The sequence below is a fragment of the Roseospira goensis genome (assembly GCF_014197795.1).
In the GTDB taxonomy this organism is placed as follows: Bacteria; Pseudomonadota; Alphaproteobacteria; order Rhodospirillales; family Rhodospirillaceae; genus Rhodospira; species Rhodospira goensis.
Map to the genome: position 1 here is coordinate 67,965 of NZ_JACIGI010000017.1, position 25,522 is coordinate 93,486.

The window sequence follows — 25,522 nt, forward strand, 5'->3', positions numbered from 1 at the left end:
CCCGCCGCCTACCGCCGCTCCCCCGCCCGGGGGGACAGGCCATAGGGTTCCACCAACCGCCACGCATGGTCCGGGATCATGTGCTTCATGCGCCGGGGCTGCTCGCGGCGCAGGTGGATGACGCTTTCCGCCGCCTTCATCTCCAGGCGGGCGCGGGCGATCTCCAGGCCGCGCGGCCCGACCTTCGGCATCAGCCATCCCATCAGCGGGCGCAGCCAATTCGGCATGCCCCGCACCGGCAGGCCGCCGGCCGCCTTCTCGGTGTTGGTGATGAAGCCCTGCACCGAGCTGGCGCGCTGGCCGGCGCTGGTCACGGCTTCGGTGCGCACCTCGTCGCCCAGCAGATCCAGCAGCGCCTCGCCGGCCTGGTTGCGCACGATCAACCATTGCTCGCCGCGGCCGGCCAGATAGCCCACGGTGATGTCGGCCAGTGCGTTGGTGTAGTCCGCACAGGTGCGGCAGGTGAGCGGGAAGAAATCACGCGGCAGTTTCGAGATCGGCAGTTTGAGGAACGGGATCAGCGTGACCCGCCCGTCCGTGAACCGAAGTTCCACATGGAAGTCGGCGCGGAACTCCAAGTAGGTCACGTCTTCGGGCCGCTCGGTCAGCAAGCCGAGAAAGGTGTGGAAGTTCTCGGTCGTCGTGTTGTCCGAGCACGGCGTGCCAATGACGTAGAGCCGCTCCAGCCCCAGGTCGGCTTCCAGCGCCCGCAGCGCATGCACCTGGCACGGGATGCCGATCACCGCCAGCCGGCGGTAGCCGCGCGCGAGGGCCGGCTCCAGCAGCGCCAGCAGCGGCGCATAGCCCATGCGCATGCCGCGACAGGCGGCCATGTCGGCCGGGTCGGTGACGATCACCGGGCGCGGCCGCCAGCGGTCGCCCGCATCGGCGGTCATGGTCAGCACCGCGTCCACCTGGCCCGTTTCCAGCAGGCGCTGGCCGATCCGGGTCGTGATGCCGGTCCACTGCGCGCCCGGGCGCGGGTCCTTCAGCGCCGCCCTTAGCATGCGGCGGTAGGGGCCGAAGAACAGCTCGTCGCCCCGCGCCGGATCGCGCGCCCGGCCCTGCACCCGGGCCTCGGCGGCCGGATAGTCCGGCTTGATGAACTGGCAGGCCTCGGCGCAGCGGCGCGGGTCGGCCATGCGGGAGACGCCGCAGTCGGTGCACAGACCGCGCGGCGCCGGCTCGGCCAGCGGCGGGGTCCACAGGGTCGAGGGATCGGCGGGGTCGGGAAGGTCGCGGGCCAGGGTATCCATGGGGCGGGCTCATGTCGTGCAGGAGCGGGACTGATGCCGGCCATTGTGCGCCAAACCGGCGCGCGGCTGAAGGGCCGGATGACGCGCTGCGCGGTTCAGGCCGGAGGGCAGGGAACTCGACCGGCCGCCGTGCGTTGAGCGGGCGAGGCCGGTCGACACGGCCGGTTTCGCACATGCTCTCATCGGACACCCACGAGACGGAGGATCGTCATGACACGGACGCTCACCGCCATCGTCGCTGCCCTGGGAGCCACGGGTCTCGTCGCGGGTCCCGCCCTGGCGGCCGAACCCTATGCCAAGCCGGACGACGCCTGGATCACCCTCAGCGGGACGGTGGTCGGCGTCGCCCCCTCGTCCTTCACCCTGGACTACGGTGACGGCGTCATCCTGGTCGAGATGGACGATTGGGACAGCGACGCGGACGCCTTCGGCCTCGTCGACGGCGACACGGTGACCGTCTACGGCGAGGTGGACCAGAACCTGTTCGCCGCCTCCACCATCGAGGCCCAGAGCGTCTACGTCCAGGACCTCAACACCTACTTCTACGCCAGCAGCGCGGACGAGGAGGGCGCGGACACCTGGGTGACCAGCGGGCCGGTGGTGGTCAGCGAGGCCCGCGTCAACGGGCTGGTCACCGCAGTCACGGAGTCGGAGCAGAGCTTCGTCCTCGACGTGGGGCCCGGCGACATCACCGTCGAGACCGACCTGCTGGACTACAACCCTCTCGATGACAAGGGCTTCCAGCAGATCGAGGAAGGTGACCGGGTCAGCGTGGCCGGCCTGATGGACAACGATTTCATCGAGGGCCGTGTGCTGGAGGCCACATCGGTGGTGACCCTGGTCGACAACACGCCGGAGTCCTGATCCGGCTTCATTCGTCGGCTGGTACGACCGCGGGCCGTGTCGGGGAAAGCCCCGACCGGCCCGTTTCCGTTGCGCGGCCGGGAACGGAGCCGACTCACGCCGGGACCCCGTCCCCGTCCACCAGCGTCCGCAGGTGTGCGGCGTTGAGGGCGGCGTAGCCGGCCTCGTCGTTGTCGAAGAAGACATAGACGTCGCGGCCGCCGTCGCGCCATTCGGCGATGCGCGCGGCCCAGGTGGCCAGCGCGGCCGCGTCGTAGGACCCCTGGTAGGGCGCGCCGGGTCCGTGCAGCCGCACATACGCGAAGTCCGCCGTGACCTTGACCGGCGCCGTGTGGCCGTCGAGGTCGTAGACCGTGAACGCGGCGCCATGGTCCGCCAGCACCGTGTCGACGGCCTCGGTGAACCAGCTCTCGTCCCGGAACTCGACCGCGCAGCGCTGGCCCGGCGGCACCACCGCCAGCAACGCGGCCAGACGATCGACGTTGCAGCGCCAGCGCGGCGGGAGCTGGAACAGCACCGGGCCGAGCTTGTCGCCGAGCGGTGCGATCGACTCCAGGAATCGCGGCACCGTCTCGGCGGCGTCCTTGAGCTTCTTCATATGGGTGATGTAGCGGCTGGCCTTGCACGCGAACACGAACCCGTCGGGGGTCTGCGCGCACCAGTGCCGCAGGGTGGACGCACGCGGCAGAGAGTAGAACGTGTTGTTCACTTCGGCGGCACGGAAGGCGCTAGCGTAAAAGGCGAGTCGATCGCCAGCCTGGACGTCCGATGGATAGAAGGGCCCCGTCCAGTGTGTATAATGCCATCCAGAGGTCCCGATCAGAACGCGGGCCATGGGGGCGGTCTCCTTCGGTCCGGGCGCCGGGTCTCGCGGCGGGCGCGGGGCTGTCGGGATGCCCCGCCACCGGTCCGCAGGGCATACAGAGGGGGCCATGATGGCCATGGCCGCAACCGGCGGCACAATGGCGCGGACCATTCTCGCGCTCGAACACCCGTCGGCCAAGGATGCACGCGACGGCCTGATCCACGCCGTCGCCGAGTTCCCCCTCAACCACCTGGGTCTGGTGGTGCGCCATCACAGTCTGCTCGACCCGTTGCCGGATCCGGACACACTCGGCGATGTCCGGGCCGTCCTGACGTGGCTCCGCGGCGAGACGCTGCCGGACGCGGCGGCGCTGCTGCGCTGGGCGGTCGCGATGCAGGCCCGTGGCGTGCGCTTCGTGGTGCTCGGCGATCTGCCGTTCACCGAAGCCCTCAACACTCCCGAAACGCACGCGCTGGCCGCCCGGTTCCTGGCGACGCTCGGGGTGCGTGCCGAGGACCGCTGGATCGCGGCGACCTACGGCGTCACGTTCCCGGTGCGCGAGCCGTGGATGATGGACTACGAGCGGCGCATCGGCGGCATTCTGCCCGGCTATCCGGTGGTGCGGCCGGCGGGCGGCGACACCCGGTCCTGGCTGGTCGCCCGTACGGGTGAGGACGCGACCCTGGACAGCCACCTGGTGGTGACCGGCCCGGGGGGCGGATTCGCGGCCGCCGGCTACGAACTGTTCACGGCCGACGCGCCGTCGGGGGCGGTGCCGGGCGCGATCGACCCCCTGGGGCTGCGGGCCTGGCTGATCGACCCGTTCCTGTTCTTCGGGCAGGCCCTGGGGCTCGACGGTCTGCCGCGTCCGGATGTCACCACGCTGGTGGGGCGGCGGCTCTACTTCAGCCACATCGACGGCGACGGCTGGAACAGCAAGGCGGAACTGCCCGGCTACGAGGAGCGCGGCGCGATCGCCGCCGAGGTCATCCTGCGCGAGGTCATCGCCCCCTGTCCCGATCTGCCGGTCACCGTGGGGCCGATCGCGGCCGAGCTGGACCCGGACTGGCGGGGCGGGTCCCCGTCACAGGAGATGGCGCGGGCGCTGTTCGCCCTGCCACAGGTGGAGCCGGCGAGCCACACCTACACCCATCCCTTCCACTGGGCCTTCTTTGCCGACTACACGCCGGAGAAGGAGGCCCCGTTCATCGCCGCCCTGGCCGAGCGCGGCACCCTGGACACTTACGATGGCGGCGCCCTCGACCAGGAAATCCTGGACCTGGGGGCGACCAACCTGGCCGACGGCTACGCGCGGCCCCGCGCGTTCATGGACGCGCCGTTCGACCTGGAGACCGAGATGGGCGGCGCCGCCGCGTTCATTGGCCGGTTCGCGCCGCCGGACAAGCCGGTCCGGGTGGTGTTGTGGTCGGGTGACACGACGCCGTTCCCCGAGGCCCTGGCGGTGGCGCGCGCGGACGGCCTGCTCGCGATCAACGGCGGCGATACGCGCTACGACAGCGCGTTTCCGTCCGTCGCCTGGGTGTCGCCGATCGGCTGCCTGACCGGCGGCGAGTGCCAGATCTACACCGCCGCCAGCAACGAGAATACCTATACCGACCTGTGGCGCGACCGGTTCTTCGGCTTCCGCTACCTGACCGAGACCTGGGACCGGAGCGGGACGCCGGCCCGGCTGAAGCCGATCAACCTCTACTATCACATGTATTCGGGCAGTAAGGTTGCCAGCCTGAACGCCTTGCTGCACAACCTGGACTATGTGCGGACCCAGCCGGTGTGTCCGGTGACCACCAGCCACTACGTGCGCATCGCGGGCGGCTTTTTCGACGTTACGCTGGTCGAGGTGGCCCCGGCGCGCTGGCGGGTCGAGCAGCGCGGCGCCCTGCAGACGCTGCGCTTCGACGCCGCGACCGTCCGGGCGGTCGACATGGCGGCGTCGGTTGGCGTGCTGGGCCAGCGGCACGCCCAGGGCAGCCTGTACGTCGCCCTGGATTCGGCGGTGGTCGCGCCGGAGGTTGCCTTGATGGACTGGCCGACGCCGGACCGGGCGCCGCCCGGCGCCGCCGTGCCCTATGTGATCGAGAGCCGCTGGCCGCTGTGGGGTCTGACCCGCACCCCGGGCGGTGTGACGGTGCAGGCGCAGGGCTTCGGCGACGGCACGATGGCGTGGCAGGTCGCACCGGGCGCCCGGACCCACGTCACCGTGACCGACGCCGACGGGGCGGCGGTGGTGCGCACAACGGCCGTTGCCGATGCAGAGGGCCGGCTTGACCTGACGCTGCCGCCGGTGGCCATGGCCGGCGCGACGGTCACCCTGCGGTTTGGCGGCACCGGCTGACGGCCCGGCACCGCGCCGCGCTCAGGCGGCGTAGGCGCCCAGGGCGGCCTTCTGGTTGGCCTGTGCCTGGGCCAGGAACGCCGCCTGCGCCGCCGGGGTGTTGTCGTTGTCGCCGGCCCAGGTGCGCAGCGCCGCCTGTTGCAGGGCGCGCCCGTAGGAGAAGCTGAGCGGCCACGGCGCCCCGATCTTCAGGGCCAGCACGTTGATGGCGTCGAGGTTGATGGTCGCCTGCTCGTCGCCCTGGCCGCCGGACAGGAACACGATGCCCGGCACCGCCGCCGGCACCGTGCGCAGGAAGCAGGCCAGGGTGCGCTCCGCGACCTCCTCCGGCGCGGCCTGGGTCGCGGCCTCCGCCCCGGAGATCACCATGTTCGGCTTCAGCAGCATGCCTTCGAGCAACACCCGCTGGCCCGCCAGTTCCTGGAACACCGCGCGCTGCACCAGCTCGGTGGCTTCGAAGCAGGCGTCGATGTCGTGGTCGCCGTCCATCAGCACTTCCGGTTCGACGATCGGCACCAGACCGGCCTCCTGGGCCAGCGCGGCGTAGCGTGCCAGGGCATGGGCGTTGGCGTGGATGCACTGGGCGCTCGGGCGGCCGTCGCCGATGCTGTAGACCGCGCGCCACTTGGCGAAGCGCGCGCCCATGCTGGCGTATTCGTCGAACCGCTCGCGCAGCCCGTCGAGGCCCTCGGTCACGGTCTCGCCACTGCCGAACGGGGCCAGCGGCTTGGCGCCCCGGTCGACCTTGATGCCGGGGATCATGCCGGCGGACTCGATCAGCCGGACCAGCGGGGTGCCGTCGGCGGCCTCCTGGCGCAGGGTTTCGTCGAACAGGATGACGCCGCTGATGTGGTCCCCGACGCGCGGGGTGCGCACCAGCATCTCGCGGTAGTCGCGGCGGCTGCGTTCGGTCGACTCCACGCCGACCGCGTCGAAGCGCTTGCGGATCGAACCGGTGCTTTCGTCGGCCGCCAGCAGGCCCTTGCCGTCGGCGACCAGGGCGCGGGCGGTTTCGGTCAGTCGCACGTGGTCCATGGTTCACCTCTTCGTCTCGGTCGCGCTCGGCCTGCCTCGCGATGTCGGAGCCCAGGTCGCTGCCGAAGAGGTAGGGTGTGTGCCGGGGTGCGTAAAGCATCGTCCGGGGCGGCCGCGGGCCTTGCCCCAACGGCACAGGGGCCGGTGGCGGCGCCACCGGCCCCCGGCCGGGTTCCGGTCGTCGCGACAGACGGCTAGGCGCCGCGGCCCAGCATGCGGGTGAAGGTCACGTCGTGGTTCACGTAGTGGTGCTTGACGCTGACCAGGGCGTGCCCGGCAACCGCCGCCACCATCGCATAGCCGACCACCGTGTGCACCGTGCGGGCCGGCCCGGCCAGACCCGGGTTCTCGCCCCAGGCCGGGATGGTGAACAGGCCGAACACGTTGACCGGATGGCCGCTGTTGATGGACATCAGGACGCCGGACAGCGACAGCAGCACGGTGCCGACCAGCAGGACGATATGCATGGCGTTGCGGGCGCGCGCCTCCAGGGCCGGTGTGCCGGGCACGGCGCCGGGCCGGCCCCGCTGCACCTGCCACCACAGCACGACCCAGGCCACCAGGACCGCGACCAGCACGCCGATCGCCTTGTGCAGCGGGATCAGGGCCGCGCGGCCGGCGTCGGGCAGCACCTCGGCGATCAGCAGGCCGGACGCCAGCAGGCCGATGACCACGACCACGAGGAGCCAGTGATTGGCGATGGAGACCGCGCCGAAGCGGTCTTGGCTATCGAAGAGCTTCATGAAACACCTCCAGGATCCTGGTCCGTTTCGGGACTCGATGGCCGGAGGGTCGGGTATTCGGCGTGCGGGTGCATTGACGGACGTCGATTCCACCGCGCCGTGCCGTCTTGCGCCGGGCTGCTATGCGTGGGGCGCCGAGGCGGCGGGCTGCAGGATGCCGAGTTGGACCAGCTTGGCCACCCGGCCGGTCGCCTGCAGCGCGTCCAGGCGCTCGTCCAGCAGCGCCTCGGCCTCGGCATCGCTGGCGCGGCGGCCGTCGTGCTGCATCTCGCGCCCGGCGGCGGCCATGGCGCGCACCGTCCAGCGCGGCGCCTCGCTGCGGCCCGCCTCCGCCAGGCCCATCAGCAGCAGCGCGTCAACGGCGCCCACGTCCACCACCGCGCCCAGGGCCGGGGCGGCCAGCGGCACGCGCGGCGCCACCGCCGACAGCCGAGTGCAGGCCACCCGGTTGAACGGCAGCGGCAGGCTCAGCCGCCCTCCGGCGAGTCGTGCCGCCGCGGCCGCGTCGGGCAGCGCGGCACCGGGCGCGGGCGCCACCGGGTCGACCAGCCGTGCGGCCAGCAGCAGGCGCGCCACCTCGCGCGCGGTCTCGCCCGGCAGGTCGGGCAGCGGGTGTCCCGGGTGGGTCTCCCAGTAATCCAGGGCGGCGTCGAACGGCGGTCCGGTGAAGCTGACCCGCACGCCGCCGAAGGCCACGTCGCGGTCGAGGCCGGCCAGCGGCTCGGTGACGGCGAGGCGCTGCGCGTCCATGGCCGCCTCCCAGGCCGCCAGGTCGTCCAGCCCGGCGCCCTTGACGTAGACGTCGCGGCGGAAGCCTTCGTTGCGGACGAAGTCGCGCCGGGCCTCGAACTCGGCCCGACTGGCCGCGCCGGTCAACTCGTCGTGCAGGGCCTCGGGCGCGGCCAGATCGGCGATGTTGAGGAACATCTCGGTCCGGCCGACGAAGCTGGCGCCGCGCGCCGCCAAGGCCTCGTTGACCTGCGCGAAGGCGAACGGCCACAAACCGGCGTTGAGGTACTCGTGGGCGATGTACGGAAGCTGGTCGTCGCGCAGGTCATCCACCAGGCGGCCGAGCGCCGGGTTGTCGCGGAAGAACGTCGCGCCGCCGGCCTTCATCCGGCGCAGCCAGTCCAGGGCGGCGCGGGCGCGCCCAAGGCTGCCGCCCTCGACGTCGCGGGTGACCGCCACCATCATGTCGCGCATGACCTTCTGCGCGGCCCAGCCGGGCAGGGCGTCGTACGAGGCCATCAGCAGCCCGCCCGGCTTCAGGTCGGCCAGCACGCGGTCCAGCAGCCGCTCGCGGGTCGGGCCGTCGACCCAGGACAACACGCCGTGCAGGACCGCGAAGTCCAGCGGCGGCACGGCCCCGGCGGGCAGGGCGGCGTGATCGCCCTCCAGAAAGCGCGCGTTGGTCAGGCCGGCGGCCTCGGCGATGCCGCGGGCGAACGCGATGTGGCGCGGGTTGAGGTCGACCCCGATCACCGCCACCTGGGGCAGGGCGGCGGCGATGGCGAGCGCGGAGACGCCGTTGCCGCAGCCCACGTCACACCAGGTCGTCCCCGCCTCCAGGGGGCGCGGCCGGGCGCCGGCGAAGGCGGCGACGGCGTTGAGATGCACCGGGCTGTGGTCGGCATACAGTTCGTACAGGTAGGCCGTATCGAGCACATAGCCGCCGGCGCCGTGCGGGCTCTCGGGTGACATGGCGGCCTCGCTCATGACGCTGCCCCTTCTCGACGGTGAGCGGTCCCCTGCCTCGTGGAAGCCCCCATAGCGAACGCCCCGCGCCGGTCGACAGCGGACCGGGCGGGGCGGAACGCGATCGCGGCCGGGGTGGCCGCCTGGATCAGACGACGGACTCGACCCACTCGAACAGCTTGCTCTTGGGCAGGGCGCCGATCTTGGTGGCCGCCACCTGGCCGCCCTTGAACACCATCAGCGTGGGGATGCCGCGCACGCCGTATTTGTTGGGGGTGTTCGGGTTTTCGTCGATGTTGATCTTGGCGACCGTGACCTTGTCGGCCATGGTCTGATCCAGTTCCTCGAGCGCCGGCGCAATCTGCCGGCAAGGTCCGCACCATTCGGCCCAGAAGTCCACCAGCACGGGGGCGCTGGACTTCAGAACGTCCTCTTCGAACGAGGCATCGGACACGTGCTTCATGGGGGGGTCGTCCTCTGACGGGTTTCGGGGCGGGGTCGGCGCCGCAGTCCTGGGCAAAGCCCCGCTCATCGTGCGTCAAATCTAGGGCGGCACCGGGAGGAGCGTCAAGACGACGGGCGATCCCGGCGCGCGGGTGGATGCTGGCACAGATCAAGCATCGCGCGTAGGGTCTCGTCGTCCAGGTCGCGCAGCCGCGCCGCCAGGGTGTTGGCCAGTTCGGTGGCCAGCGGCGACAGCCCGCCGGTGTCGAGGGTCACCCGCGGCGCCGAGACGGCGGCCAGCGCCTTCAGGTGCTCGGCCTCGTCCCAGATCAGGTCCAGGGCACCGCAGATCTGCATCACCAGGCCGGGCTGGGGGCGCCCCCGGTGGCCGTGCTCCAGCGCCGACAGATAGGCCGGTGAGACGGTCAGACGCGCCGCCAGCTCGTTCAGGGTCAGGCCGCGCGCGGCCCGCAGCGCGCGCAGGCGGGCGCCGAACGGGGTCATCGGGCGCGACCTCCCCCGGCGGGACCGCGGTCGCGGCGCCGGCGCAGCAGGACGTACAGCGCCCCCTCGCCACCGTCGCGGATCTGGGCATGGGTGAACGACAGCACCAGACCGCGCAGCGTTCCCTGGTTGAGCCAGTGCGGAACGTCGCGGCGCAGCACGCCGCTGCCCTCGCGGCCCGTGCCCTTGCCGGTGACCACCAGCACGCAGCGGGCGCCGCGCTCGTAGGCGCGGTGCAGGAACACCGACAGCGCCTGATGGGCGCGTTCGCGCGTCATGCCGTGCAGGTCCAGGCGCCCCTCGATGGCCATGCGGCCGCGCCGGAACCGGTCGTGGGTGCGGCGGTCGATGCCGGCGCCGTCGCCGGGCCGGATCTCCCGGCTCGGCGCCCGGGGCGGCGCCGCGGGGCGGGCCGCCGTCGGCGTGGGCGATGGGGGGGGCGCGGCGTCCGGTGAGGTGGCCGGCGCAGGCGCAGGCGCAGGTGGAGGCGCGGCCGAGGCCGGCGGCGGGCGCCCCGGCAGCGGGGTGGCGCTGCGCGTCACCTCCTGCCACAGGCGCAGGTCGGAGTCCGAGATCAGGGCCTTGCCGGCACGCCCGCGCCGGTCAGGCGGCGGGGGCGTCCGGGTCGTCATCCACGAGCACGATATGCAGGCGGCGCGGGCCGTGTGCGCCAAGCTGAAGGGTCTGTTCGATGTCGCCGGTGCGCGAGGGCCCGGTGATGAAGTGGACCGTGCGGGGCGGTCCGTCGGGATGGGCGGTCCGCAGGCGCGCCCAGCCGTCCTCCAGGCCGCCCACCACGTCGCGGGCGCGCACGACCACGATGTGGGTGTCCGGCAGCATGTTGAGGGTGGACGGGCTGTCCGGGCCGGAGGCCATCAGCAGCGTGCCGGTTTCCGCCAGGCCGGCCAGGGCATGACCCACGCCCACGGCGTCGTCGCCGGCGGGCGTGCCGCGCCGCTCGACGGTCAGCAGGCCGCTGTCGGCCAGTCCGTCCAGGCGGGCGTCGGCCGCCACCGCCACTCGGGTGGGCTGGTTATGGTCCCGCAGATAGGCCGCCACGGCCGGCCCGACCGCCGCGGGGGCGACCCGCGCCACCGTGGCGGCGGCGGCCTCGGCGTTGACGACGAAGCGGGCCACCAGCGCGGCGCGGCTGCCCCGGGCGATGGCGGGCACCACGGCTGGCGCGGGGGCGGCGAGGCCGCGGTCCAGCGCGGCCCGGGTCTCGGCCGGCAGCGGGCCGCGCCGAAGCGCGGCGCGGATGCCGTTCAGGATGCTGTCGCGGGCGGGGTCGGTCACGCCGCGGGGTCTCCTCGGTGCGGGGGGGTCGGGGACGGTCGGGGCATGCCCGCCGCGTCAGGCCGGTCGCTGGGCCGGGGTCGCCACGGGCGGCGCGCCCGGGGTGGTCTCGCCCAGGCCCGGCCCCAACTCCTGTGTGCCCTGGAACCGGCGCGCGAACGCCCGCCAGTCCCCGCCCGGCGACACCACGCCGATGCGCGGGTTGTCGGACAGGGTCACCACGACGCCGCCGTAGGACCACAGGACCTGCCAGTTGTGGGCGTTCTTGAGCATGTTTTCAATGGTGCGGGCGCGCAGGCGTCGGGCGATCCAGGGCCGCACCAGGAAGGCGTAGACGAACATCGCCCCGACGAGCACCAGAGTGCCGGCGACCAGATTGAACGGCATCACGGTCAGGCTGGCGAGGATCAGGGCCAGCAGGGGCAGGACGTTCTCCCACGGATCGAACACGGGCGAGCCGGTGCGGTTCAGGCGGTTGAAGTCCACCTGGATGCGGACCCGATCGGCCATGTAGGCCTCGGTCAGACGCTCGTGAAGGCGGTAATCCTGGGCCGCCTGTTTGGCCCGAACCATTGTCTGTGCGGACTCCCTACCTCGACCCGCGACACCCTGCCTGCCCCGGTCCGGCCATGCCCCGGAGGGGCGGACGGATCAGAGTCCCGGAGGGGCCGACGGATCAGATTAGTGCGTTTCGCGGCGCTTGTAACGCGCCATGAAGGTGCCGCCCGGCTCCGGCACCGGGAGGTCGCGCACCCGGGTCCAGCCGCCGGCCAGCGGCAGCCGGGCGAGCCGGCCGCGGCGTCCGCCCAGCAGGCGCAGGGCGCGTGCGGCCAGACCGGTGCCGAAGCGGTACAGCGCCGGCCGCCGGGCGGTGAAGGCCCACAGCCGCAGGCCCCAGCGCGCCCGCGCCGGCACCAGGTGGCGGGCGAACTCCTCCTCGCGCCAGTGCCGCAGCATGCGCGGCAGCGGGATCTTCATCGGGCACACCGCCTCGCAGCGGCCGCACAGGGTGGACGCGTTGGGCAGGTTGGCGGCCTCCTCCAGCGAGGCCAACCCGGGGGTCAGCACCGAGCCGATGGGGCCGGGGTAGACAGAGCCGTAGGCGTGCCCGCCCACCGCGCCGTAGATCGGGCAATGGTTGATACAGGCGGCACAGCGGATACAGCGCAATACGTCCTGGACCTGGGTGCCCAGCATGCGCGAGCGGCCGTTGTCCAGCAGCACGACATGGAAGTGCTCGGGTCCGTCCGGATCCTCCGGCCGGCGCGGGCCGGTCGAAAAGGTGGTGTAGGTGGACATCGGCTGACCGGTGGCCGAGCGCGCCAGCAGGCGCAGAACGATGCTGGAGTCCTCCAGGGTCGGCACCACCTTGTCGATGCTGGTGACCACGATGTGCACCCGGGGCAGGAGCTGGGTCAGGTCGCCGTTGCCCTCGTTGGTGACGATGACGGTCGAGCCGGTCTCGGCGATCAGCATATTGGCGCCGGTGATGCCGACGTCCGCCGTCAGGAACCGGTCGCGCAGCACCGTGCGCGCCTCGTCGAGCAGGTCGCGCGGCTCCTCCAACGGGCGGTCGGCCGGGAACTGGGTGTGGGTATCCCGGAAGCTGTCGGCCACCTGGTCCTTCCGCACATGGATGGCGGGGGCGATGATGTGGCTGGGCAGCTCGTGGCGGAGCTGGATGATGTATTCGCCCAGGTCGGTCTCGACTGGCTCGATGCCGTTCTTTTGCAGGAAGGCGTTGAGTTCGATTTCCTCGGCCACCATCGACTTGCCCTTGGTGACCAGGCGGGCGTTGTGGCGGCGGCAGATGTCCAGCACGGTCCGGCACGCGGCGTCGGCGTCCGGCGCCCAGTGCACGTGGCCGCCGCTGGCGGTGACCTTCTCCTCGAACCGCTCCAGGTAGTGGTCGAGGTGGGCCAGGGTGTGGTCCTTCATGGCCTTGCCGGCCTCGCGCAGGGCCTCGAACTCGGGCAGCGCGGCCACGGCGACGCCACGTTTGGCGCGGAAGCCGGTCTTCATGGTGGCCAGGGACTGGCGCAGGTTGGCGTCCGCGACGGCGCCGCGGGCGTTGTCCTTGAACTGGCGGCTGGTCACATGCATGGCGGTCCATCCCTGCGCTGGGGGAGGGGGCTTCAGCGGCCGTGTTCGACCGTGGGGTCGGCCTCGCCGATGGCCGGGCCGTCGGTCAGGCCGGCCAGCACCTCGGCGACGTGGCGGGCCTGCACCGCGCTGCCGCGCCGCTTGAGGTGGCCGGCGATGTTGAGCAGGCAGCCCAGGTCGCCGCCCAGCACCAGGCCGGCGCCGGTGCCGGCGATGTCGTCGGCCTTGTCGCCGACCATGCGGCCGGAGATGTCCGGGTACTTGACGCAGAAGGTGCCCCCGAAGCCGCAGCACTCCTCGGCCGCCGCCAACTCGCGCAGTTCCAGGCCCGCGACCTTCGACAGCAGGGCGCGCGGCTGGTCCTTGATGCCCAGTTCGCGCAGCCCGGAGCAGGTGTCGTGATAGGTGACGGCCGCGTCGAGGCGCGCCGTCACGTCGGTCCAGCCCCGCACGTCCACCAGGAACGACACCAGTTCGTGCGTCTTGTCGGCCAGATGCCGGGCCCGCGCCGCCAACGCCGGGTCGTCGGCCAGCAGCACCGGGTAGTGGTGGCGGATCTGGCTGGCGCAGGAGCCCGACGGCGCCACCACGTAGTCGACCGCCTCGGCGTTCAGGGCCTCGACCATCGCCTTGGCCTGGGCGCGGGCATCCGCGCGGTCGCCCGAATTATAGGCGGGCTGGCCACAACAGGTCTGGCCCTCCGGCACGCTCACCACGCAGCCGGCCTGCTCCAGCAGGCGCAGGGCGGCGAAGCCGACCGTCGGACGGAACAGGTCGGCGAGGCAGGTGACGAACAGCGCCACGCGCGGCGCGGCGGGCGGTGCTGGTGCGGACGGCGGGGAACTGGGGGCGGCTGAGGACTGCATCGTGCCGTCTCGGATACCTTGGGGAGAGCCGAAGGGAGGGCCGGCAGGAGGGCCGGGCCGACCCGTCGGACGCCGGCCTTCGGGCTGGCGTCGCGTCCTTCCTTATCGCAGTCCCGCGGTCCGGAGGGAAGCCCGCGGGCACCCTGTCGTGTTCGCGCCTGGCCGCCGGCCTTCACCGCGAATGTGATCCTGTCCAGAAGTCATACACCAACTGGGGCAATAGGTTAACCATTTCACCGATAGACTCCGATGGAAACCGTGTTACAGTTCTCAATGAACACTGAAGGGGGTGTCCAGACGGGTTGCATAGGCTCTGCTTCAGAAGACTATTCTTTAGCATCCAGGCGGCTGGGCAAACTTTTCCGAGGAACCCGCGCTCATCTTTGGAAACATGGGAAACTCCTGGAGCATTATCCATCTTGTCGGTGGTGTCATTCTTGGCGCCATGGTTTCGGCGGGCGTGGTGGTCGGTCTTCTGGCCGGCGCCGTGGAAGGCGGCGCCGCGGCATCGGGTGCGGGCAACGGCGCGGTTCCTGCGGCGGTCGCCGCCGCGGCGGCATGCCTTGGCCTGGTCCTGGCCATCGGCGTCTGGGCGGTGAGGCGGGCGGTCGTGCGGCCGCTGCGGCGCCTGGCGGCGGACATCGAGCGGCGGGCCGCCGATCCGACGGCGCCGCCCGACCGCGGGGCGCGGCCCCGCCTGCGGGAGTTCGCGCGGCTTGACGCCGCCGTGGACTCGATGGTGGAGGCTACGATGGCCCAGCGCGCCGCGCTGGCCGACCAGGCGGCATCGCAGGCGGAGGCACTGGCGCGGGCGCGCGACGTGGCCGAGGCGGCGCGCGTCCGGGCGGACGCGGCGAGCACCGCCAGGACCGAGTTCCTGGTGTCCATGAGCCACGAGTTGCGGACCCCGCTCAACGCGGTGCTGGGCTTCTCCGAGGTGCTGCGCGACGAACTCTTCGGGCCGCTGACGGAGCCGCGCTACCGCGCCTATGCGCGCGACATTCACGCCAGCGGCTGCCGGCTGCGTGACCTGATCGACAAGCTGTTCGACCTCACGCTGATCGAGAGCGGCGGCCGGCCGCTGACCCCCGAGTCGCTGGAGATCGCCCGCGAGATCGAGGCGTGCGTCCGCCGGTTCGACGACCTGGTGACCGAACGGGGCATGCGGGTGCACGCGACCGTGGCGCCGCACTTGCCGCCGCTGGTGGCCGACCGGTCCGCCCTGCGCCAGATCCTGAACAACCTGCTGTCCAACGCCATCAAGTTCACGCCGCCCGGCGGTATCGTCCGGATGGATGCGAGCTGGGCCGACGACCGCATCGTCATCAGCGTCTCGGATACCGGGATCGGCATCGCCAAGCCGTTCCACGACCTGGTGTTTTCAGCCCGTGACCGGGTCGTGAACGTCCACACCCGACAGCTCGACGGGACCGGCCTGGGGCTGGCGCTGGTCAAGGCACTGATGGATCAGCACGGCGGAACGGTCACGCTGGAAAGCCGGCTCGGCAAAGGGGCCACGTTCACCCTCGCCTTTCCGGTGCGTCCGACGGTTGTCATCTGGGAGGGGCGGGAGTGGGGCGCCACGCCGGGCGCGGCCGAATGAGGCGACGGGCCAAAGGGGGGAGTGGTGCGGGCGGCCGGGCTCGAACCGGCACGGGAGGCCCCAGGCGATTTTAAGTCGCCAGCGTCTACCTATTCCGCCACGCCCGCGTGAATCCCCCAGGCGGAAGTCCTGAAGGTAGAGGGCCGGGCGCGACAACGCAAGGACGTATTCGGGACGTCGGATGGCCCCTGACGAGACAGTCCGCGGCCGCCGTCAGGGCACCCCTCAGGGCAGAGGGGGCGCGTCGTCCGGTACGCCCAGGGGCGCGAAGTTCGTCCGGCCCTGCATGGCGCGGTGCTGGCGTAAGGCCCAGGCGACGTTGGGGTAGGCGAGCCGGTCCCAGGGCAACGCGTCCCAGGTCAGCAGCGCGACCTCGTGGCTCTCCGGCCCCGGGGCGCAGGCTGGCGACGTGAGGTGGCCCCGGTAGATCAGGTGCACCTGGCTGATGTGGGACAGGTTGTAGAGGGCCAGCAGATCGGTCAGGTCGACATGGGCGCGGGCCTCTTCCCAGACCTCGCGGGCGGCCCCCGCCTCGGTGCTCTCGCCCAGCTCCATGAAGCCCGACGGCAGGCACCACAGGCCCTCGCGCGGCGGGATGGCGCGGCGCACCAGGAGATAGCGGTCCTGCCACGTGCAGACCGCGCCGACGATGATTTTCGGGTTGTCGTAGCGGACGTAGCCGCAGTCGGTGCAGACCAGCCGCTCGCGGTCGTCGCCCTCGGGCACCATGGCCACGGTCGGACCCGCGCCGCCCCCGCCACCGGGGACGGACGTGAAGTAGGTTTTGGGAATCCGGTCGACACTCAAGGACGTGCTTGCCTGGCTGTCACCGCGGCCGCGAGCCATTCCGCGCCGGGAGCCCCGATCATACCACGATGTCGAGGTATGTCCCACGCGGGGCGAAGGGATCCAGGTCCCGCCCCTCGAACCGGATCACGGGGGGCGTGTGCGGATCCGCCCCGCTGGCCCGCGACGAGGGACCACTCCCGCCACCGCTGGCACGGCCGCCGTGCTCGCCGATCGCGGCCGCGCGCACGGCTCCCGTCTGCATCGACGACGTGGGGGAGGGGGAGCCGCTGGCGACACCCGGAACATCGGCCATGGGCGAGTCGGCCTCCGGTCGGTCATGCGGGCCGTCGGCCGGTCAGGACCGGTCCCGACCCGGGGAATCGGGTGCGAAGGGCTCAGGCGAGGATGTCGACGACCGCCCCCTTGCCCGGGGCCGCGGCCGGCGTGACGGCCTGACTCGGCGCCTGGGCCTGGCCGCTGTTGCGGTCCAGGAGGTCGGCCATGGCCTGATCGGCCTCGACCGACATGCGGAGCATGGAAGTCTGGGTGGACATCAGATTGGCGGCCTGCGCCAACAGGGTGCCGCCGGCCACGTTGGCGACGCTCATGCGGTCCTCCTTCGTCCGACGCCGGCTTCGGGTGCCGCCCGCCCACCCCGGATCCGCCGTCGGTCTCGACGGCGGCCAAGGCGCGGGTCCGGCGCCACCGGCTCGGGTGGCCACGGTTTCGTGACCACATCTACCTTAACAGGCCGGCCGGACCTGGACAAGAACACCGCCCTCGGCCAAAGGTCGATACCCGGAACGGCAGAAGCCCCGTGCGAAACGCCGCAAGACGATCCGCCGTGCCGCCAATGAGCTGCCGGTGTGGCGATCGCAGAACGAGCGTCAGGCGGCGGTGCCGTGACAGTGCTTGTACTTCTTGCCGGAGCCGCACGGGCAGGGCTCGTTGCGGCCGACCTTGCCCCAGCTCTCGGGATCCGCGGGATTGCGCGACTCGGGGGCGACGTGGCGCACCGGTTCGGCCGTGCGCACGGCGAGACCCTCGCCCTCCGGTGCCCCGCCGCCGACGGCCGGCTCGGGGCTGTCGTGGTGCGCCTGCATGCGGCCGGCGGCGCGCGGCACCAGGGCCTCGGGCGGCGGGGCCTCGCGCACCTCCACATGGGAGACGAACTGGGTGACGCGCTCGCGCAGGGTCTCCAGCATGGCCTGGAACAGCTCGAACGCCTCCTGTTTGTACTCGTTCAGGGGGTCCCGCTGACCGTAGGCGCGCAGCGAGATGCCCTGGCGCAGGTGGTCGAGCTGGAGCAGATGCTCCTTCCAGGTCTGGTCCAGGATCTGGAGCAGCAGGCTCTTCTCGATGGCGCGCAACGTCTCGGCGCCGAAGCGGGCCGCCTTCTGGGCGTGGTGCTGCTCGGCGGCTTCCAGGATGCGCTCCTCCACCTCGGCCTCGGCGATGCCCTCCTCGCGGCCCCAGTCCTCGCACGGCAGATCGAGCGCCAGGATGTCCTGGACCTCGCGGTGCAGACCGGCCATGTCCCATTCGTCGGGCATGGCCTTCGCCGGCATGTACTTCGGGACCATGCCCGCGACCACTTCCCGGCGCATGTCCACGACGGTTTCGCGCACGTCCGCGGCGGTCATCAACTCGCGGCGCTGTTCGTAGACCACCTTGCGCTGGTCGTTCATGACGTCGTCGAAGCGCAGCAGGTTCTTGCGGATCTCGAAGTTGCGCGCCTCGACCTTCTGCTGCGCCTTCTCCAGCGCCTTGTTGATCCAGGGGTGCTCGATGGCCTCCCCCTCCTGGAGCCCCAGCCGGCGCAGCATGCCGTCCATCCGGTTGGTGCCGAAGATGCGCATCAGGTCGTCTTCCAGCGACAGGAAGAACTGCGAGGCGCCCGGGTCGCCCTGACGACCGGAGCGGCCGCGCAACTGGTTGTCGATGCGCCGGCTCTCGTGGCGTTCGGTGCCGATCACGAACAGGCCGCCGGCCTCCAGCGCGGTGGCCTTGCGCGCCTCCACCTCGTCGCGCAGGGCGGCGGCCCGGCGCGCGTGCTCGGCCTCGTCCAGGTCGGCCGCGATCTCGCGCGACAGCCGCATGTCCAGGTTGCCGCCAAGCTGAATGTCGGTGCCGCGCCCGGCCATGTTGGTGGCGATGGTCACTGCCCCGGGCACGCCGGCCTCGGCGATGATCAGGGCCTCCTGCTCGTGGTGGCGGGCGTTCAGGACGTTGGACTTGATGCCCTTGGTCTTGCGCAGGGTCTGGGCCAGGAACTCGGACTTCTCGATCGACACCGTGCCGACCAGAACCGGCTGCTGGCGCTTGTGGCAGTCCTCGATCAGGTCGACGATGGCGTCGTATTTTTCCTTGGTGGTGCGGTAGACCTGATCGTCCATGTCGTCGCGAACCATCGGCCGGTGGGTCGGCAGGTCGACCACCTCCAGGCCGTAGATCTCGGCGAACTCGCCGGCCTCGGTCATGGCGGTGCCGGTCATGCCGGCGAGCTTGGGATAGAGCCGGAAGTAATTCTGGAAGGTGATCGAGGCCAGCGTCTGGTTCTCGTTCTGGACCGTCACACCCTCCTTGGCCTCCAGCGCCTGGTGCAGGCCCTCGGAGTAGCGCCGGCCCTCCATGGCGCGGCCGGTGAACTCGTCGATGATGACGATCTTGCCGTCCTTGACCATATAGTGCACGTCGCGCTCGAACAGGACGTGCGCGCGCAACGCCTGGTTCAGGTGGTGCACCAGCGAGACGTTGGACAGGTCGTACAGGCTGCCCGACTGGATCAGGCCGGCGTCCTTCAGGAGCTGTTCGGCCGTCTCGGTGCCCTCCTCGGTCAGGTTGACCGACCGTTGTTTCTCGTCCTTCTCGTAGTGCTCGTCGGTCAGCTTCGGGATCAGGGTGTTGACCTTGCCGTACAGCTCGGTGCTGTCCTCGGCCATGCCGGAGATGATCAGCGGGGTGCGCGCCTCGTCGATCAGGATGCTGTCGACCTCGTCGACGATGCCGAAGCGGAAGCCGCGCTGAACCATGTCCTCCAGGCGGAACTTCATGTTGTCGCGGAGGTAGTCGAAGCCGAGTTCGTTGTTGGTGCCGTAGGTGACGTCGCAGGCGTAGGCGGCGCGCCGCTCGGCGTCGGTCATCGCGTGGGTGATGCAGCCGACGCTCAGGCCCAGGAACTCGTAGATCTGGCCCATCCAGGCGGCATCGCGCTGGGCCAGGTAGTCGTTGACGGTGACCACGTGGACACCCTGGCCCTCCAGGGCGTTCAGGTAGACGGCCAGGGTCGAGACCAGCGTCTTGCCCTCGCCGGTCTTCATCTCCGCGATCTTGCCGCCGTGCAGGACCACGCCGCCCATGAGCTGCACGTCGTAGTGGCGCTGGCCCAGGGTGCGCTTGGCGCCTTCGCGCACGGTCGCGAACGCCTCCACCAGCAGATCGTCCAGGCTCTCGCCCTGGCCCAGGCGGTCGCGGAACCAGGCGGTGCGGGCGCGCAACGCGTCGTCGGACAGCGCCTCCAACTCCGGTTCCAGGTCGTTGATGGCGGCGACGGTCTTTCCGAGGCCCTTGATATAGCGGTCGTTGGCGGTACCGAAGAGCTTTCGGGCGATGGCGCCGAACATGGGACAACCTCGGAAGCGGAGACGGAGACGGGGCGAAGCCGGCAGCCGGGAGGCGACGCGGACGGGGGCACGACGCCCCAGGGACCGGGGCGCGGGACCGGCAAGACATAGAGAGCGGCGCTGGGGCTGTCAACGACGCCCCATTTCGCCCCAAAACCGTCAAGAACGGGCTCTATGGCAAGGGTCTTCGCGACCACGGGCGCCGGTGCGGCCGGCCGGCGGGCGGTTGACGGCGGCATCGGGACGGGTCAGGGTTCCGGCCACGCCGTCGGGACGCCGCCCGGGCGAGTGGTGGGTGCGCCCGCCGCCCTCGGTGCCCGCGCCGCGATCCCATCCCTGCCATTCACGAGGACACACGACATGGTTCGTACCGCCCCCCGCGCCCTGGCTCTCGCGGCCGGCCTGTCCCTGGCCGTGCTGGCGAGTCCCTCGCTGGCGCCGGCGCAGCAGCAGATCGACCCGGACACCGTGGTGGCCACCGTCAACGGGCACGACATCACGATGGCCGAGCTTCAGGCCGTGCGCGCGCGCGACCCGCAGTTGTCCCAGGTGCCGCTGGCCATGCTTTACGACTCGCTGGTCAACCATCTGGTCGAGGGGCGCCTGATCGTCGATAAGGCGAAGACCGAGGGGTACGCGGACCATCCGGACGTGGCCGAGCGGCTGAACGCGGTGCGCGACGAGATCATCCGCAGCGTCTACCTGACCAATGTGGTGGAAGAGGCGGCCAGCGAGGAGGCCCTCCAGGCCCGCTACGAGGCCTATAAGGCGGAGAACCCCCCGCAGGAGGAGGTCAAGGCCTCGCACATCCTGGTGGACACCGAGGAGGAGGCCCGGGCGCTCATCGGCCAGCTTGAGGATGGTGCCGACTTCGCCGAACTCGCCAAGGCCGAGTCGACCGGCCCGTCGGCGCCCAACGGCGGTGACCTGGGCTACTTCAAGCGCGAGGGGCAGATGGTCGAGCCGTTCGCCAAGGCCGCCTTCGACCTGGAGGCCGGCGCCTATACCACCGAGCCGGTGAAGACCCAGTTCGGCTGGCACGTCATCAAGGTGACCGACCGGCGCACGGCCGAGCCGGCGAGCCTGGACGAGGTGCGCAACCAGCTCACCACCGAGATCGCGCAGGAGACCATCGCCGGTCTGGTGGAAGACCTGCGCGGGGAGGCGGACATCAAGACCACTCCGATCGAGGACATCGCGCCCCAGGCGGAGTAGGCCGGGGCGCCCTGGCGGTCTGCCGACGGAGCGGATAGGCAAGGGGGCGGCGCCCGGCTATGCTGCCGCGCGAAACCGTCCCCTCTCGTTCGCGGATTGCCCGACCCATGGACCTGCCCGTCTCCCCGCTCGCCCCCGCCGCCCGTGTCGCGCCCGTTCCGGTGCCCGGCGTGCGCCTCGCCACCCGGGCCTGCGGCGTGCGTTACGCCGCGCGCACCGATGTGCTGTTGGCGCTGTTCGACCCCGGCACCACCGTGGCCGGGGTGCTGACCCGCTCCGCCACACGCTCGGCGCCGGTCGAGTGGTGCGCGCGCGGGCTCGCGGGGGGCCGCGCCCGGGCCCTGGTGGTGAACGCCGGCAATGCGAACGCCTTCACCGGCCGGCGCGGCATCGCCTCGGTCGAGGCGGTTACCTGCGCGGCGGCCGCCGTGGCCGGCTGCGCGCCCGACGCGGTCTTCATCGCCTCGACCGGGACCATCGGCGAGTTCCTGCCCGACGCGCGCATCACCGGCCCGCTGCCCGAGATGGCCGCCGCCGCCCGTCCCGACGCCTGGGGCGAGGCGGCGCAGGCGATCATGACCACCGACACCTTTCCCAAGACGGCGACCCGGGCGAGCCGCATCGGCGACGTGCCGGTCACCCTGTCGGGCATCGCCAAGGGCTCCGGCATGATCGCCCCCGACATGGCGACCATGCTGGCCTTCGTCGCCACCGACGCGGCGCTGCCGCCGGCGGTGCTGCGGGCGCTGCTGGGTCCGGCCGCCGACGCCTCGTTCAACAGCATCACGGTGGACGGCGACACCTCGACCTCGGACACCCTGCTGCTGTTCGCCACCGGTCAGGCCGACCACGCACCGGTGACCGACCCTGACGACCCGGCGCTGGCGGCGTTCCGGGCGGACCTGAACGCCCTGCTGCTGGACCTGGCCCACCAGGTGGTGCGCGACGGCGAGGGCGCGACCCGCTTCGTCGAGATCCGGGTCTCCGGGGCCGCCGACGCCGGCGCCGCGCGGCGCATCGGGCTCGCCATCGGCAACTCGCCCCTGGTCAAGACCGCCATCGCCGGCGCGGATGCCAACTGGGGCCGCATCGTCATGGCGGTCGGCAAGGCCGGCGAGCGGGCCGACCGCGACCGCCTCGCCATCCGCATCGGCGGTGTGCCGGTGTGCGCGGACGGGCTGGCGGTGCCGGACTACGATGAGGCGCCGGTCGCGGCGCACATGCAGGGGCGCGAAATCCTGATCGAGGTGGACGTGGGTATCGGCGACGGCCGCGCCACCGTCTGGACCTGCGACCTCACCCACGGCTATATCGACATCAATGCCGACTATCGAAGCTGACAGGGACGACGCGGACCGCCCGGCGGCGGCGGCCGGGCCGGCGATGCCGGGGCGCCTGCGCGTGGGCGGCTGTGACGCCGCCCTGCCGCTGGTGACCGATCGCCTCGTCCTGCGCCCCCCCACCGCCGACGACATCGCGCCGGTGGTGGCGATGGCCGGGGTCTGGGATGTCGCCCGCTGCACCGCCAAGATCCCGCATCCGCTCACCGAACAGGACGTGGCGGCATGGTTCGCGCGCGGCGCCCAGGACCTGGCCGGGGGCGCGGCCGTGGTGCTGCTGGTGACCGAGCGCGCGGGCGGGGCCGTGATCGGCGCGGTCGACATGAACTGGCGCGAGACCTGGCCGGCGGCGGAGATCGGCTACTGGATCGGGCAGCCCCTTCAGGGCCGGGGCTACGCCACCGAAGCGGTGCGGGCGCTGCTCGGCCTGGCCTTCGACACCCTGGACCTGGCCGAGGTGTTCGCCAGCGCCGAGGCCTGGAACGCGCCCTCGCTGCGGGTGATGGAAAAGGCCGGCCTGCGTCCCGACGGCCAGACCCTGACGGTGCCGGCGCCGGCCCGCGGCACCACCTGGCAGCACGACCGCCAGTCCATCACCCGCTCGCGCTGGTCGCAACGACGCGCCGAGGCCGCCCGCATCGTGCTGGTGGTCGCCGCCGCGCTGGTGGACCGCGACGGCCGGGTGCTGCTGACGCGGCGTCCCCCGGGCAAGCCGATGGCCGGACTGTGGGAGTTCCCCGGCGGCAAGGTTCACGACGGCGAGAGTCCCGAGCGGGCGCTGATCCGCGAACTGCACGAGGAACTCGGTATCGACGTTCGCCACGCCTGTCTGGCGCCCCTGACCTTCGCCTCGCATGCCTACCCGGACTTCCACCTGCTGATGCCGCTGTTCGTGCTGCGGACCTGGCACGGCCGCCTCACCCCGCGCGAGGGCCAGGAGGTTGCCTGGGTGCGGGCCGCCCGACTGCGCGATTACCCCATGCCGCCGGCCGATCCACCGTTGATCCCGGCGCTCCAGGACCTGTTGCTGGGATAGGCCGCCGATGACGTCGCTCGCGTCTCCCGAGTCCACGCCCACCGCCGCCCTGGTCATCATCGGCAACGAGATCCTGTCGGGCCGAACCCAGGACAGCAATGCCCAGGTGCTGGCCCAGCGGCTCGGGGCGCTGGGCATTCCCTTGCGCGAGATCCGGGTGGTGCCGGACGATCAGGCTGCGATCGTCGCCGCGGTCAACACCCTGCGGGCACGCGAGACCTACGTCTTCACCACCGGCGGCATCGGCCCGACTCACGACGACATCACCGCCGCCAGCATCGCCGCCGCCTTCGACCGGCCGCTGATCCGTCACCCGGAGGCGGTCCGGATCATGACCGCGCACTACGGTGATGCCCTCAACGGCGCCCGCCTGAAGATGGCCGAGACCCCGGAGGGGGCGACGCTGATCGACAACCCGGTCAGCGCCGCCCCGGGGTTCCGGGTCGAGAACGTGTTCGTGCTGGCGGGCGTGCCGGCGATCATGCGCGCCATGTTCGAGAGCCTGGCATCGGACCTGACCGGCGGGCCGCCGATCCTGTCGCGGGCCGTCACGGCGGCGGTGCGGGAGGGCCAGGTGGCCGCCTCCCTGGCGGCCATCCAGGCGCGCTGGCCGCAGGTCGACATCGGCAGTTATCCCTGGGCCCGCGGCGGCGCGCTGGGCACCACGCTGGTGGCCCGCGGCACCGACCGGGCGGTGCTGGAGGCCGTGGTCACCGATCTGGTGGCGATGATCGAGGACCTGGGCTACGCCGCGACCATCCTCGAGTCGGGCGCCGCCTGAGGGACCGGCCGGACGCGACCCGGATCCAGATCAATGCGGCCGGGTGATCGGCCGGCCCAGGCTGGCGCGTACCCTTCACCGGCTGCCGGATGACGCGACATCCGATATCGTCGACCGGCACGACCGGACCGGCGCCGCGACCCGACGGATGGCCCCTGATGGCCCCTGTCCCGACGCGTCAGACCGGGGGGCGACGGCTCTACGGATCCACCAGCGGAGTGTCCCGCCATGGCCCTGTCCAAGCCCGAGCGCGAGGCCATCGTCTTCATGGCCAAGCATGTGACCTACGGCTTCGCGGGGGCGTTGACCTTCGGCGTTGGCATCCTGGCCCTCGACATCGGCGGCATCGGCACGCTGGCGTTGGGATCCGAGCAGTGGCCGATCAACCTGCTGATGCTGTTCGGGGGTCTGTTCGTGACCTTCAGCAGCGTCGCCATCGGCGTCGGGGTGATGGGCCTGGCCGAGGACAAGTACTGACGGGCGGGGGCGCGCGCCGTCAGCCCTTGGTCTTCTTCGGCGAGATCATGACCATGAAGGGGATTTCGCCGCCCCTGACCCGCAGCGCGCCCATGGCCGTGACCACCTTGTGGTCGCGGTTCTTGAACGCCGAGAAGATCTCGTAGCCGACATCCTCCTTCGGCAACTCGATGTGGTCGACGTAGTCCATGAACTTGGCGATCAGTTCCATGCGCGGCCGGTCGAACAGGCCTTCATCCGCTTCGAACTCGTAGCTGGCGTCGGGTCCCTCGGCGGCGTCGATCATCTGCGCCACGTAGGTGATGTTGGCCATGGCGGGCGGCACCCTCCCGGTTGCGGACTCCGGGGCGCGGACTCCGGGGTGTGGATTCCGGGCGGGCCCCGCCCACCCGACGGGGGGCGCCCGCGCGGCGCTTCGAACACCCTAGAACATGGCGGGCCGGCCCTCCAACAGGGATCGCCGCCGCCCCGGCCGGAATTCACGGAATCGACATGGGGATCGGCCGGGACTCGGTGCCGCGGCCCGCTCGCCCCGCGCCGCTCACGGCCGATTGCGACACACCGGACGCGCGGCGCGATGTCGGTGTGCCGAAATAATCGGTTCATCACGGAATTCCGGGGAAGGCGGCGCGGATCTTGAGGAAGAAGTAGGCGTCATCGCGGAAGCCGTAGGCCATCCGCTTGATGACCTTGA

The 25,522-nt window shown here is 71.6% G+C and carries 24 protein-coding genes, 1 tRNA gene and 1 pseudogene; 9 read left to right on the forward strand and 17 right to left on the reverse strand.

The window, feature by feature from the left end; translation table 11 throughout:
• Positions 1-8: 8 nt before the first annotated feature.
• The gene (locus GGD88_RS11205; protein ID WP_184435444.1) at positions 9-1,256 is read right to left on the reverse strand and encodes a Coenzyme F420 hydrogenase/dehydrogenase, beta subunit C-terminal domain; all 1,248 of its coding nucleotides are present in this window, start codon (positions 1,254-1,256) and stop codon (positions 9-11) included.
• Between the two features lie 210 nt (positions 1,257-1,466).
• Here GGD88_RS11205 and GGD88_RS11210 point away from each other — a divergent pair, with 210 nt between their 5' ends.
• On the forward strand, positions 1,467-2,120 hold the full coding sequence (locus GGD88_RS11210; RefSeq protein WP_184435446.1) for a hypothetical protein: 654 nt from the start codon (positions 1,467-1,469) through the stop codon (positions 2,118-2,120).
• Positions 2,121-2,214: 94 nt separating this feature from the next.
• Here the strand turns inward: GGD88_RS11210 and GGD88_RS11215 are convergent, their stop codons facing one another.
• The gene (locus tag GGD88_RS11215; RefSeq protein ID WP_184435448.1) at positions 2,215-2,955 is read right to left on the reverse strand and encodes a DUF72 domain-containing protein; all 741 of its coding nucleotides are present in this window, start codon (positions 2,953-2,955) and stop codon (positions 2,215-2,217) included.
• A 97-nt stretch (positions 2,956-3,052) separates the two neighbouring features.
• Between GGD88_RS11215 and GGD88_RS11220 the strand changes: the two genes are divergently transcribed.
• The gene (locus GGD88_RS11220) at positions 3,053-5,278 is read left to right on the forward strand and encodes a polysaccharide deacetylase family protein (RefSeq protein ID WP_184435450.1); all 2,226 of its coding nucleotides are present in this window, start codon (positions 3,053-3,055) and stop codon (positions 5,276-5,278) included.
• A gap of 21 nt (positions 5,279-5,299) precedes the next feature.
• Here GGD88_RS11220 and GGD88_RS11225 read toward each other — a convergent pair whose 3' ends face one another.
• From GGD88_RS11225 to GGD88_RS11270, 10 genes are all read right to left on the reverse strand, one after another.
• Positions 5,300-6,313, reverse strand: a complete 1,014-nt coding sequence (locus GGD88_RS11225; protein WP_184435452.1) for a class I fructose-bisphosphate aldolase — start codon at positions 6,311-6,313, stop codon at positions 5,300-5,302.
• A 194-nt stretch (positions 6,314-6,507) separates the two neighbouring features.
• Complete coding sequence (locus GGD88_RS11230; RefSeq protein ID WP_184435454.1) at positions 6,508-7,056, reverse strand: cytochrome b; 549 nt, start codon at positions 7,054-7,056, stop codon at positions 6,508-6,510.
• A gap of 120 nt (positions 7,057-7,176) precedes the next feature.
• Complete coding sequence (locus GGD88_RS11235) at positions 7,177-8,772, reverse strand: class I SAM-dependent methyltransferase (protein WP_184435456.1); 1,596 nt, start codon at positions 8,770-8,772, stop codon at positions 7,177-7,179.
• A gap of 127 nt (positions 8,773-8,899) precedes the next feature.
• The gene (gene trxA, locus GGD88_RS11240) at positions 8,900-9,214 is read right to left on the reverse strand and encodes a thioredoxin (RefSeq protein WP_184435457.1); all 315 of its coding nucleotides are present in this window, start codon (positions 9,212-9,214) and stop codon (positions 8,900-8,902) included.
• Between the two features lie 104 nt (positions 9,215-9,318).
• Entirely contained in the window at positions 9,319-9,699 is a 381-nt protein-coding gene (locus GGD88_RS11245; protein ID WP_184435459.1) for a helix-turn-helix domain-containing protein, read from the reverse strand.
• Entirely contained in the window at positions 9,696-10,331 is a 636-nt protein-coding gene (locus GGD88_RS11250) for a Smr/MutS family protein (RefSeq protein WP_184435461.1), read from the reverse strand. The genes GGD88_RS11245 and GGD88_RS11250 overlap by 4 nt, the downstream gene beginning before the upstream one ends.
• A complete protein-coding gene (locus GGD88_RS11255; protein WP_184435463.1) occupies positions 10,303-10,995 on the reverse strand; it encodes an LUD domain-containing protein in 693 nt (230 codons plus the stop codon). The genes GGD88_RS11250 and GGD88_RS11255 overlap by 29 nt, the downstream gene beginning before the upstream one ends.
• Positions 10,996-11,052: 57 nt before the next feature.
• A complete protein-coding gene (locus GGD88_RS11260; protein WP_184435465.1) occupies positions 11,053-11,568 on the reverse strand; it encodes a hypothetical protein in 516 nt (171 codons plus the stop codon).
• A gap of 108 nt (positions 11,569-11,676) precedes the next feature.
• Positions 11,677-13,098 carry a LutB/LldF family L-lactate oxidation iron-sulfur protein gene (locus GGD88_RS11265; protein ID WP_184435467.1) on the reverse strand — a complete coding sequence of 474 codons (1,422 nt, stop codon included), beginning with the start codon at positions 13,096-13,098 and terminating at the stop codon, positions 11,677-11,679.
• Positions 13,099-13,130: 32 nt separating this feature from the next.
• Positions 13,131-13,964 (reverse strand): (Fe-S)-binding protein, encoded by an 834-nt coding sequence (locus tag GGD88_RS11270; RefSeq protein WP_184435469.1) that lies wholly within the window; start codon positions 13,962-13,964, stop codon positions 13,131-13,133.
• Positions 13,965-14,355: 391 nt separating this feature from the next.
• Here GGD88_RS11270 and GGD88_RS11275 point away from each other — a divergent pair, with 391 nt between their 5' ends.
• Positions 14,356-15,567 carry a sensor histidine kinase gene (locus GGD88_RS11275; RefSeq protein ID WP_184435472.1) on the forward strand — a complete coding sequence of 404 codons (1,212 nt, stop codon included), beginning with the start codon at positions 14,356-14,358 and terminating at the stop codon, positions 15,565-15,567.
• A 22-nt stretch (positions 15,568-15,589) separates the two neighbouring features.
• Here GGD88_RS11275 and GGD88_RS11280 read toward each other — a convergent pair.
• The 4 genes from GGD88_RS11280 to secA form a co-directional block, all read right to left on the reverse strand.
• Positions 15,590-15,674 (reverse strand) — tRNA-Leu (locus GGD88_RS11280).
• Between the two features lie 118 nt (positions 15,675-15,792).
• Positions 15,793-16,302, reverse strand: a complete 510-nt coding sequence (locus GGD88_RS11285; protein WP_343056345.1) for an NUDIX hydrolase — start codon at positions 16,300-16,302, stop codon at positions 15,793-15,795.
• A 449-nt stretch (positions 16,303-16,751) separates the two neighbouring features.
• Positions 16,752-16,964: a hypothetical protein gene (locus tag GGD88_RS11290; RefSeq protein ID WP_184435476.1), complete on the reverse strand. Its 213-nt coding sequence runs from the start codon at positions 16,962-16,964 to the stop codon at positions 16,752-16,754.
• A gap of 279 nt (positions 16,965-17,243) precedes the next feature.
• Entirely contained in the window at positions 17,244-19,979 is a 2,736-nt protein-coding gene (secA, locus tag GGD88_RS11295) for a preprotein translocase subunit SecA (RefSeq protein WP_184435478.1), read from the reverse strand.
• A 360-nt stretch (positions 19,980-20,339) separates the two neighbouring features.
• Here secA and GGD88_RS11300 point away from each other — a divergent pair, with 360 nt between their 5' ends.
• The 6 genes and pseudogenes from GGD88_RS11300 to GGD88_RS11320 all read left to right on the forward strand — a co-directional run bounded on the left by GGD88_RS11300 (position 20,340) and on the right by GGD88_RS11320 (position 24,828).
• Entirely contained in the window at positions 20,340-21,194 is an 855-nt protein-coding gene (locus tag GGD88_RS11300; RefSeq protein ID WP_184435480.1) for a peptidylprolyl isomerase, read from the forward strand.
• Positions 21,195-21,301: 107 nt separating this feature from the next.
• Positions 21,302-22,534, forward strand: coding sequence for a bifunctional glutamate N-acetyltransferase/amino-acid acetyltransferase ArgJ (gene argJ, locus GGD88_RS11305; RefSeq protein ID WP_184435482.1), 1,233 nt, complete (start codon positions 21,302-21,304; stop codon positions 22,532-22,534).
• Between the two features lie 43 nt (positions 22,535-22,577).
• Positions 22,578-23,045 (forward strand): annotated as a pseudogene (locus GGD88_RS19400) (GNAT family N-acetyltransferase); the annotation flags it as partial.
• A gap of 81 nt (positions 23,046-23,126) precedes the next feature.
• Positions 23,127-23,570, forward strand: a complete 444-nt coding sequence (locus tag GGD88_RS19405; RefSeq protein ID WP_425502590.1) for a (deoxy)nucleoside triphosphate pyrophosphohydrolase — start codon at positions 23,127-23,129, stop codon at positions 23,568-23,570.
• A gap of 7 nt (positions 23,571-23,577) precedes the next feature.
• Positions 23,578-24,351 (forward strand): competence/damage-inducible protein A, encoded by a 774-nt coding sequence (locus GGD88_RS11315; RefSeq protein WP_184435484.1) that lies wholly within the window; start codon positions 23,578-23,580, stop codon positions 24,349-24,351.
• 228 nt (positions 24,352-24,579) lie between these two features.
• Complete coding sequence (locus tag GGD88_RS11320; protein ID WP_246423707.1) at positions 24,580-24,828, forward strand: hypothetical protein; 249 nt, start codon at positions 24,580-24,582, stop codon at positions 24,826-24,828.
• 19 nt (positions 24,829-24,847) lie between these two features.
• Here the strand turns inward: GGD88_RS11320 and GGD88_RS11325 are convergent, their stop codons facing one another.
• Entirely contained in the window at positions 24,848-25,141 is a 294-nt protein-coding gene (locus tag GGD88_RS11325) for a hypothetical protein (RefSeq protein WP_184435486.1), read from the reverse strand.
• Positions 25,142-25,522 lie beyond the last annotated feature (381 nt).

Bases quoted from the DNA above. Each gene is read 5' to 3' on its own strand.
- GGD88_RS11275 (WP_184435472.1), top strand. From the start codon at position 14,356: ATGGGAAACTCCTGGAGCATTATCCATCTTGTCGGTGGTGTCATTCTT.
- GGD88_RS11265 (WP_184435467.1), bottom strand. From the start codon at position 13,098: ATGCATGTGACCAGCCGCCAGTTCAAGGACAACGCCCGCGGCGCCGTC.
- GGD88_RS11210 (WP_184435446.1), top strand. From the start codon at position 1,467: ATGACACGGACGCTCACCGCCATCGTCGCTGCCCTGGGAGCCACGGGT.
- argJ (WP_184435482.1), top strand. From the start codon at position 21,302: ATGGACCTGCCCGTCTCCCCGCTCGCCCCCGCCGCCCGTGTCGCGCCC.
- GGD88_RS11300 (WP_184435480.1), top strand. From the start codon at position 20,340: ATGGTTCGTACCGCCCCCCGCGCCCTGGCTCTCGCGGCCGGCCTGTCC.
- GGD88_RS11250 (WP_184435461.1), bottom strand. From the start codon at position 10,331: ATGACGACCCGGACGCCCCCGCCGCCTGACCGGCGCGGGCGTGCCGGC.
- GGD88_RS11260 (WP_184435465.1), bottom strand. From the start codon at position 11,568: ATGGTTCGGGCCAAACAGGCGGCCCAGGATTACCGCCTTCACGAGCGT.
- GGD88_RS11205 (WP_184435444.1), bottom strand. From the start codon at position 1,256: ATGGATACCCTGGCCCGCGACCTTCCCGACCCCGCCGATCCCTCGACC.
- GGD88_RS11325 (WP_184435486.1), bottom strand. From the start codon at position 25,141: ATGGCCAACATCACCTACGTGGCGCAGATGATCGACGCCGCCGAGGGA.
- trxA (WP_184435457.1), bottom strand. From the start codon at position 9,214: ATGAAGCACGTGTCCGATGCCTCGTTCGAAGAGGACGTTCTGAAGTCC.
- GGD88_RS11220 (WP_184435450.1), top strand. From the start codon at position 3,053: ATGATGGCCATGGCCGCAACCGGCGGCACAATGGCGCGGACCATTCTC.
- GGD88_RS11320 (WP_246423707.1), top strand. From the start codon at position 24,580: ATGGCCCTGTCCAAGCCCGAGCGCGAGGCCATCGTCTTCATGGCCAAG.
- GGD88_RS11235 (WP_184435456.1), bottom strand. From the start codon at position 8,772: ATGAGCGAGGCCGCCATGTCACCCGAGAGCCCGCACGGCGCCGGCGGC.
- GGD88_RS11225 (WP_184435452.1), bottom strand. From the start codon at position 6,313: ATGGACCACGTGCGACTGACCGAAACCGCCCGCGCCCTGGTCGCCGAC.
- GGD88_RS11290 (WP_184435476.1), bottom strand. From the start codon at position 16,964: ATGAGCGTCGCCAACGTGGCCGGCGGCACCCTGTTGGCGCAGGCCGCC.
- GGD88_RS11230 (WP_184435454.1), bottom strand. From the start codon at position 7,056: ATGAAGCTCTTCGATAGCCAAGACCGCTTCGGCGCGGTCTCCATCGCC.
- secA (WP_184435478.1), bottom strand. From the start codon at position 19,979: ATGTTCGGCGCCATCGCCCGAAAGCTCTTCGGTACCGCCAACGACCGC.
- GGD88_RS11270 (WP_184435469.1), bottom strand. From the start codon at position 13,964: ATGCAGTCCTCAGCCGCCCCCAGTTCCCCGCCGTCCGCACCAGCACCG.
- GGD88_RS11245 (WP_184435459.1), bottom strand. From the start codon at position 9,699: ATGACCCCGTTCGGCGCCCGCCTGCGCGCGCTGCGGGCCGCGCGCGGC.
- GGD88_RS11215 (WP_184435448.1), bottom strand. From the start codon at position 2,955: ATGGCCCGCGTTCTGATCGGGACCTCTGGATGGCATTATACACACTGG.
- GGD88_RS11315 (WP_184435484.1), top strand. From the start codon at position 23,578: ATGACGTCGCTCGCGTCTCCCGAGTCCACGCCCACCGCCGCCCTGGTC.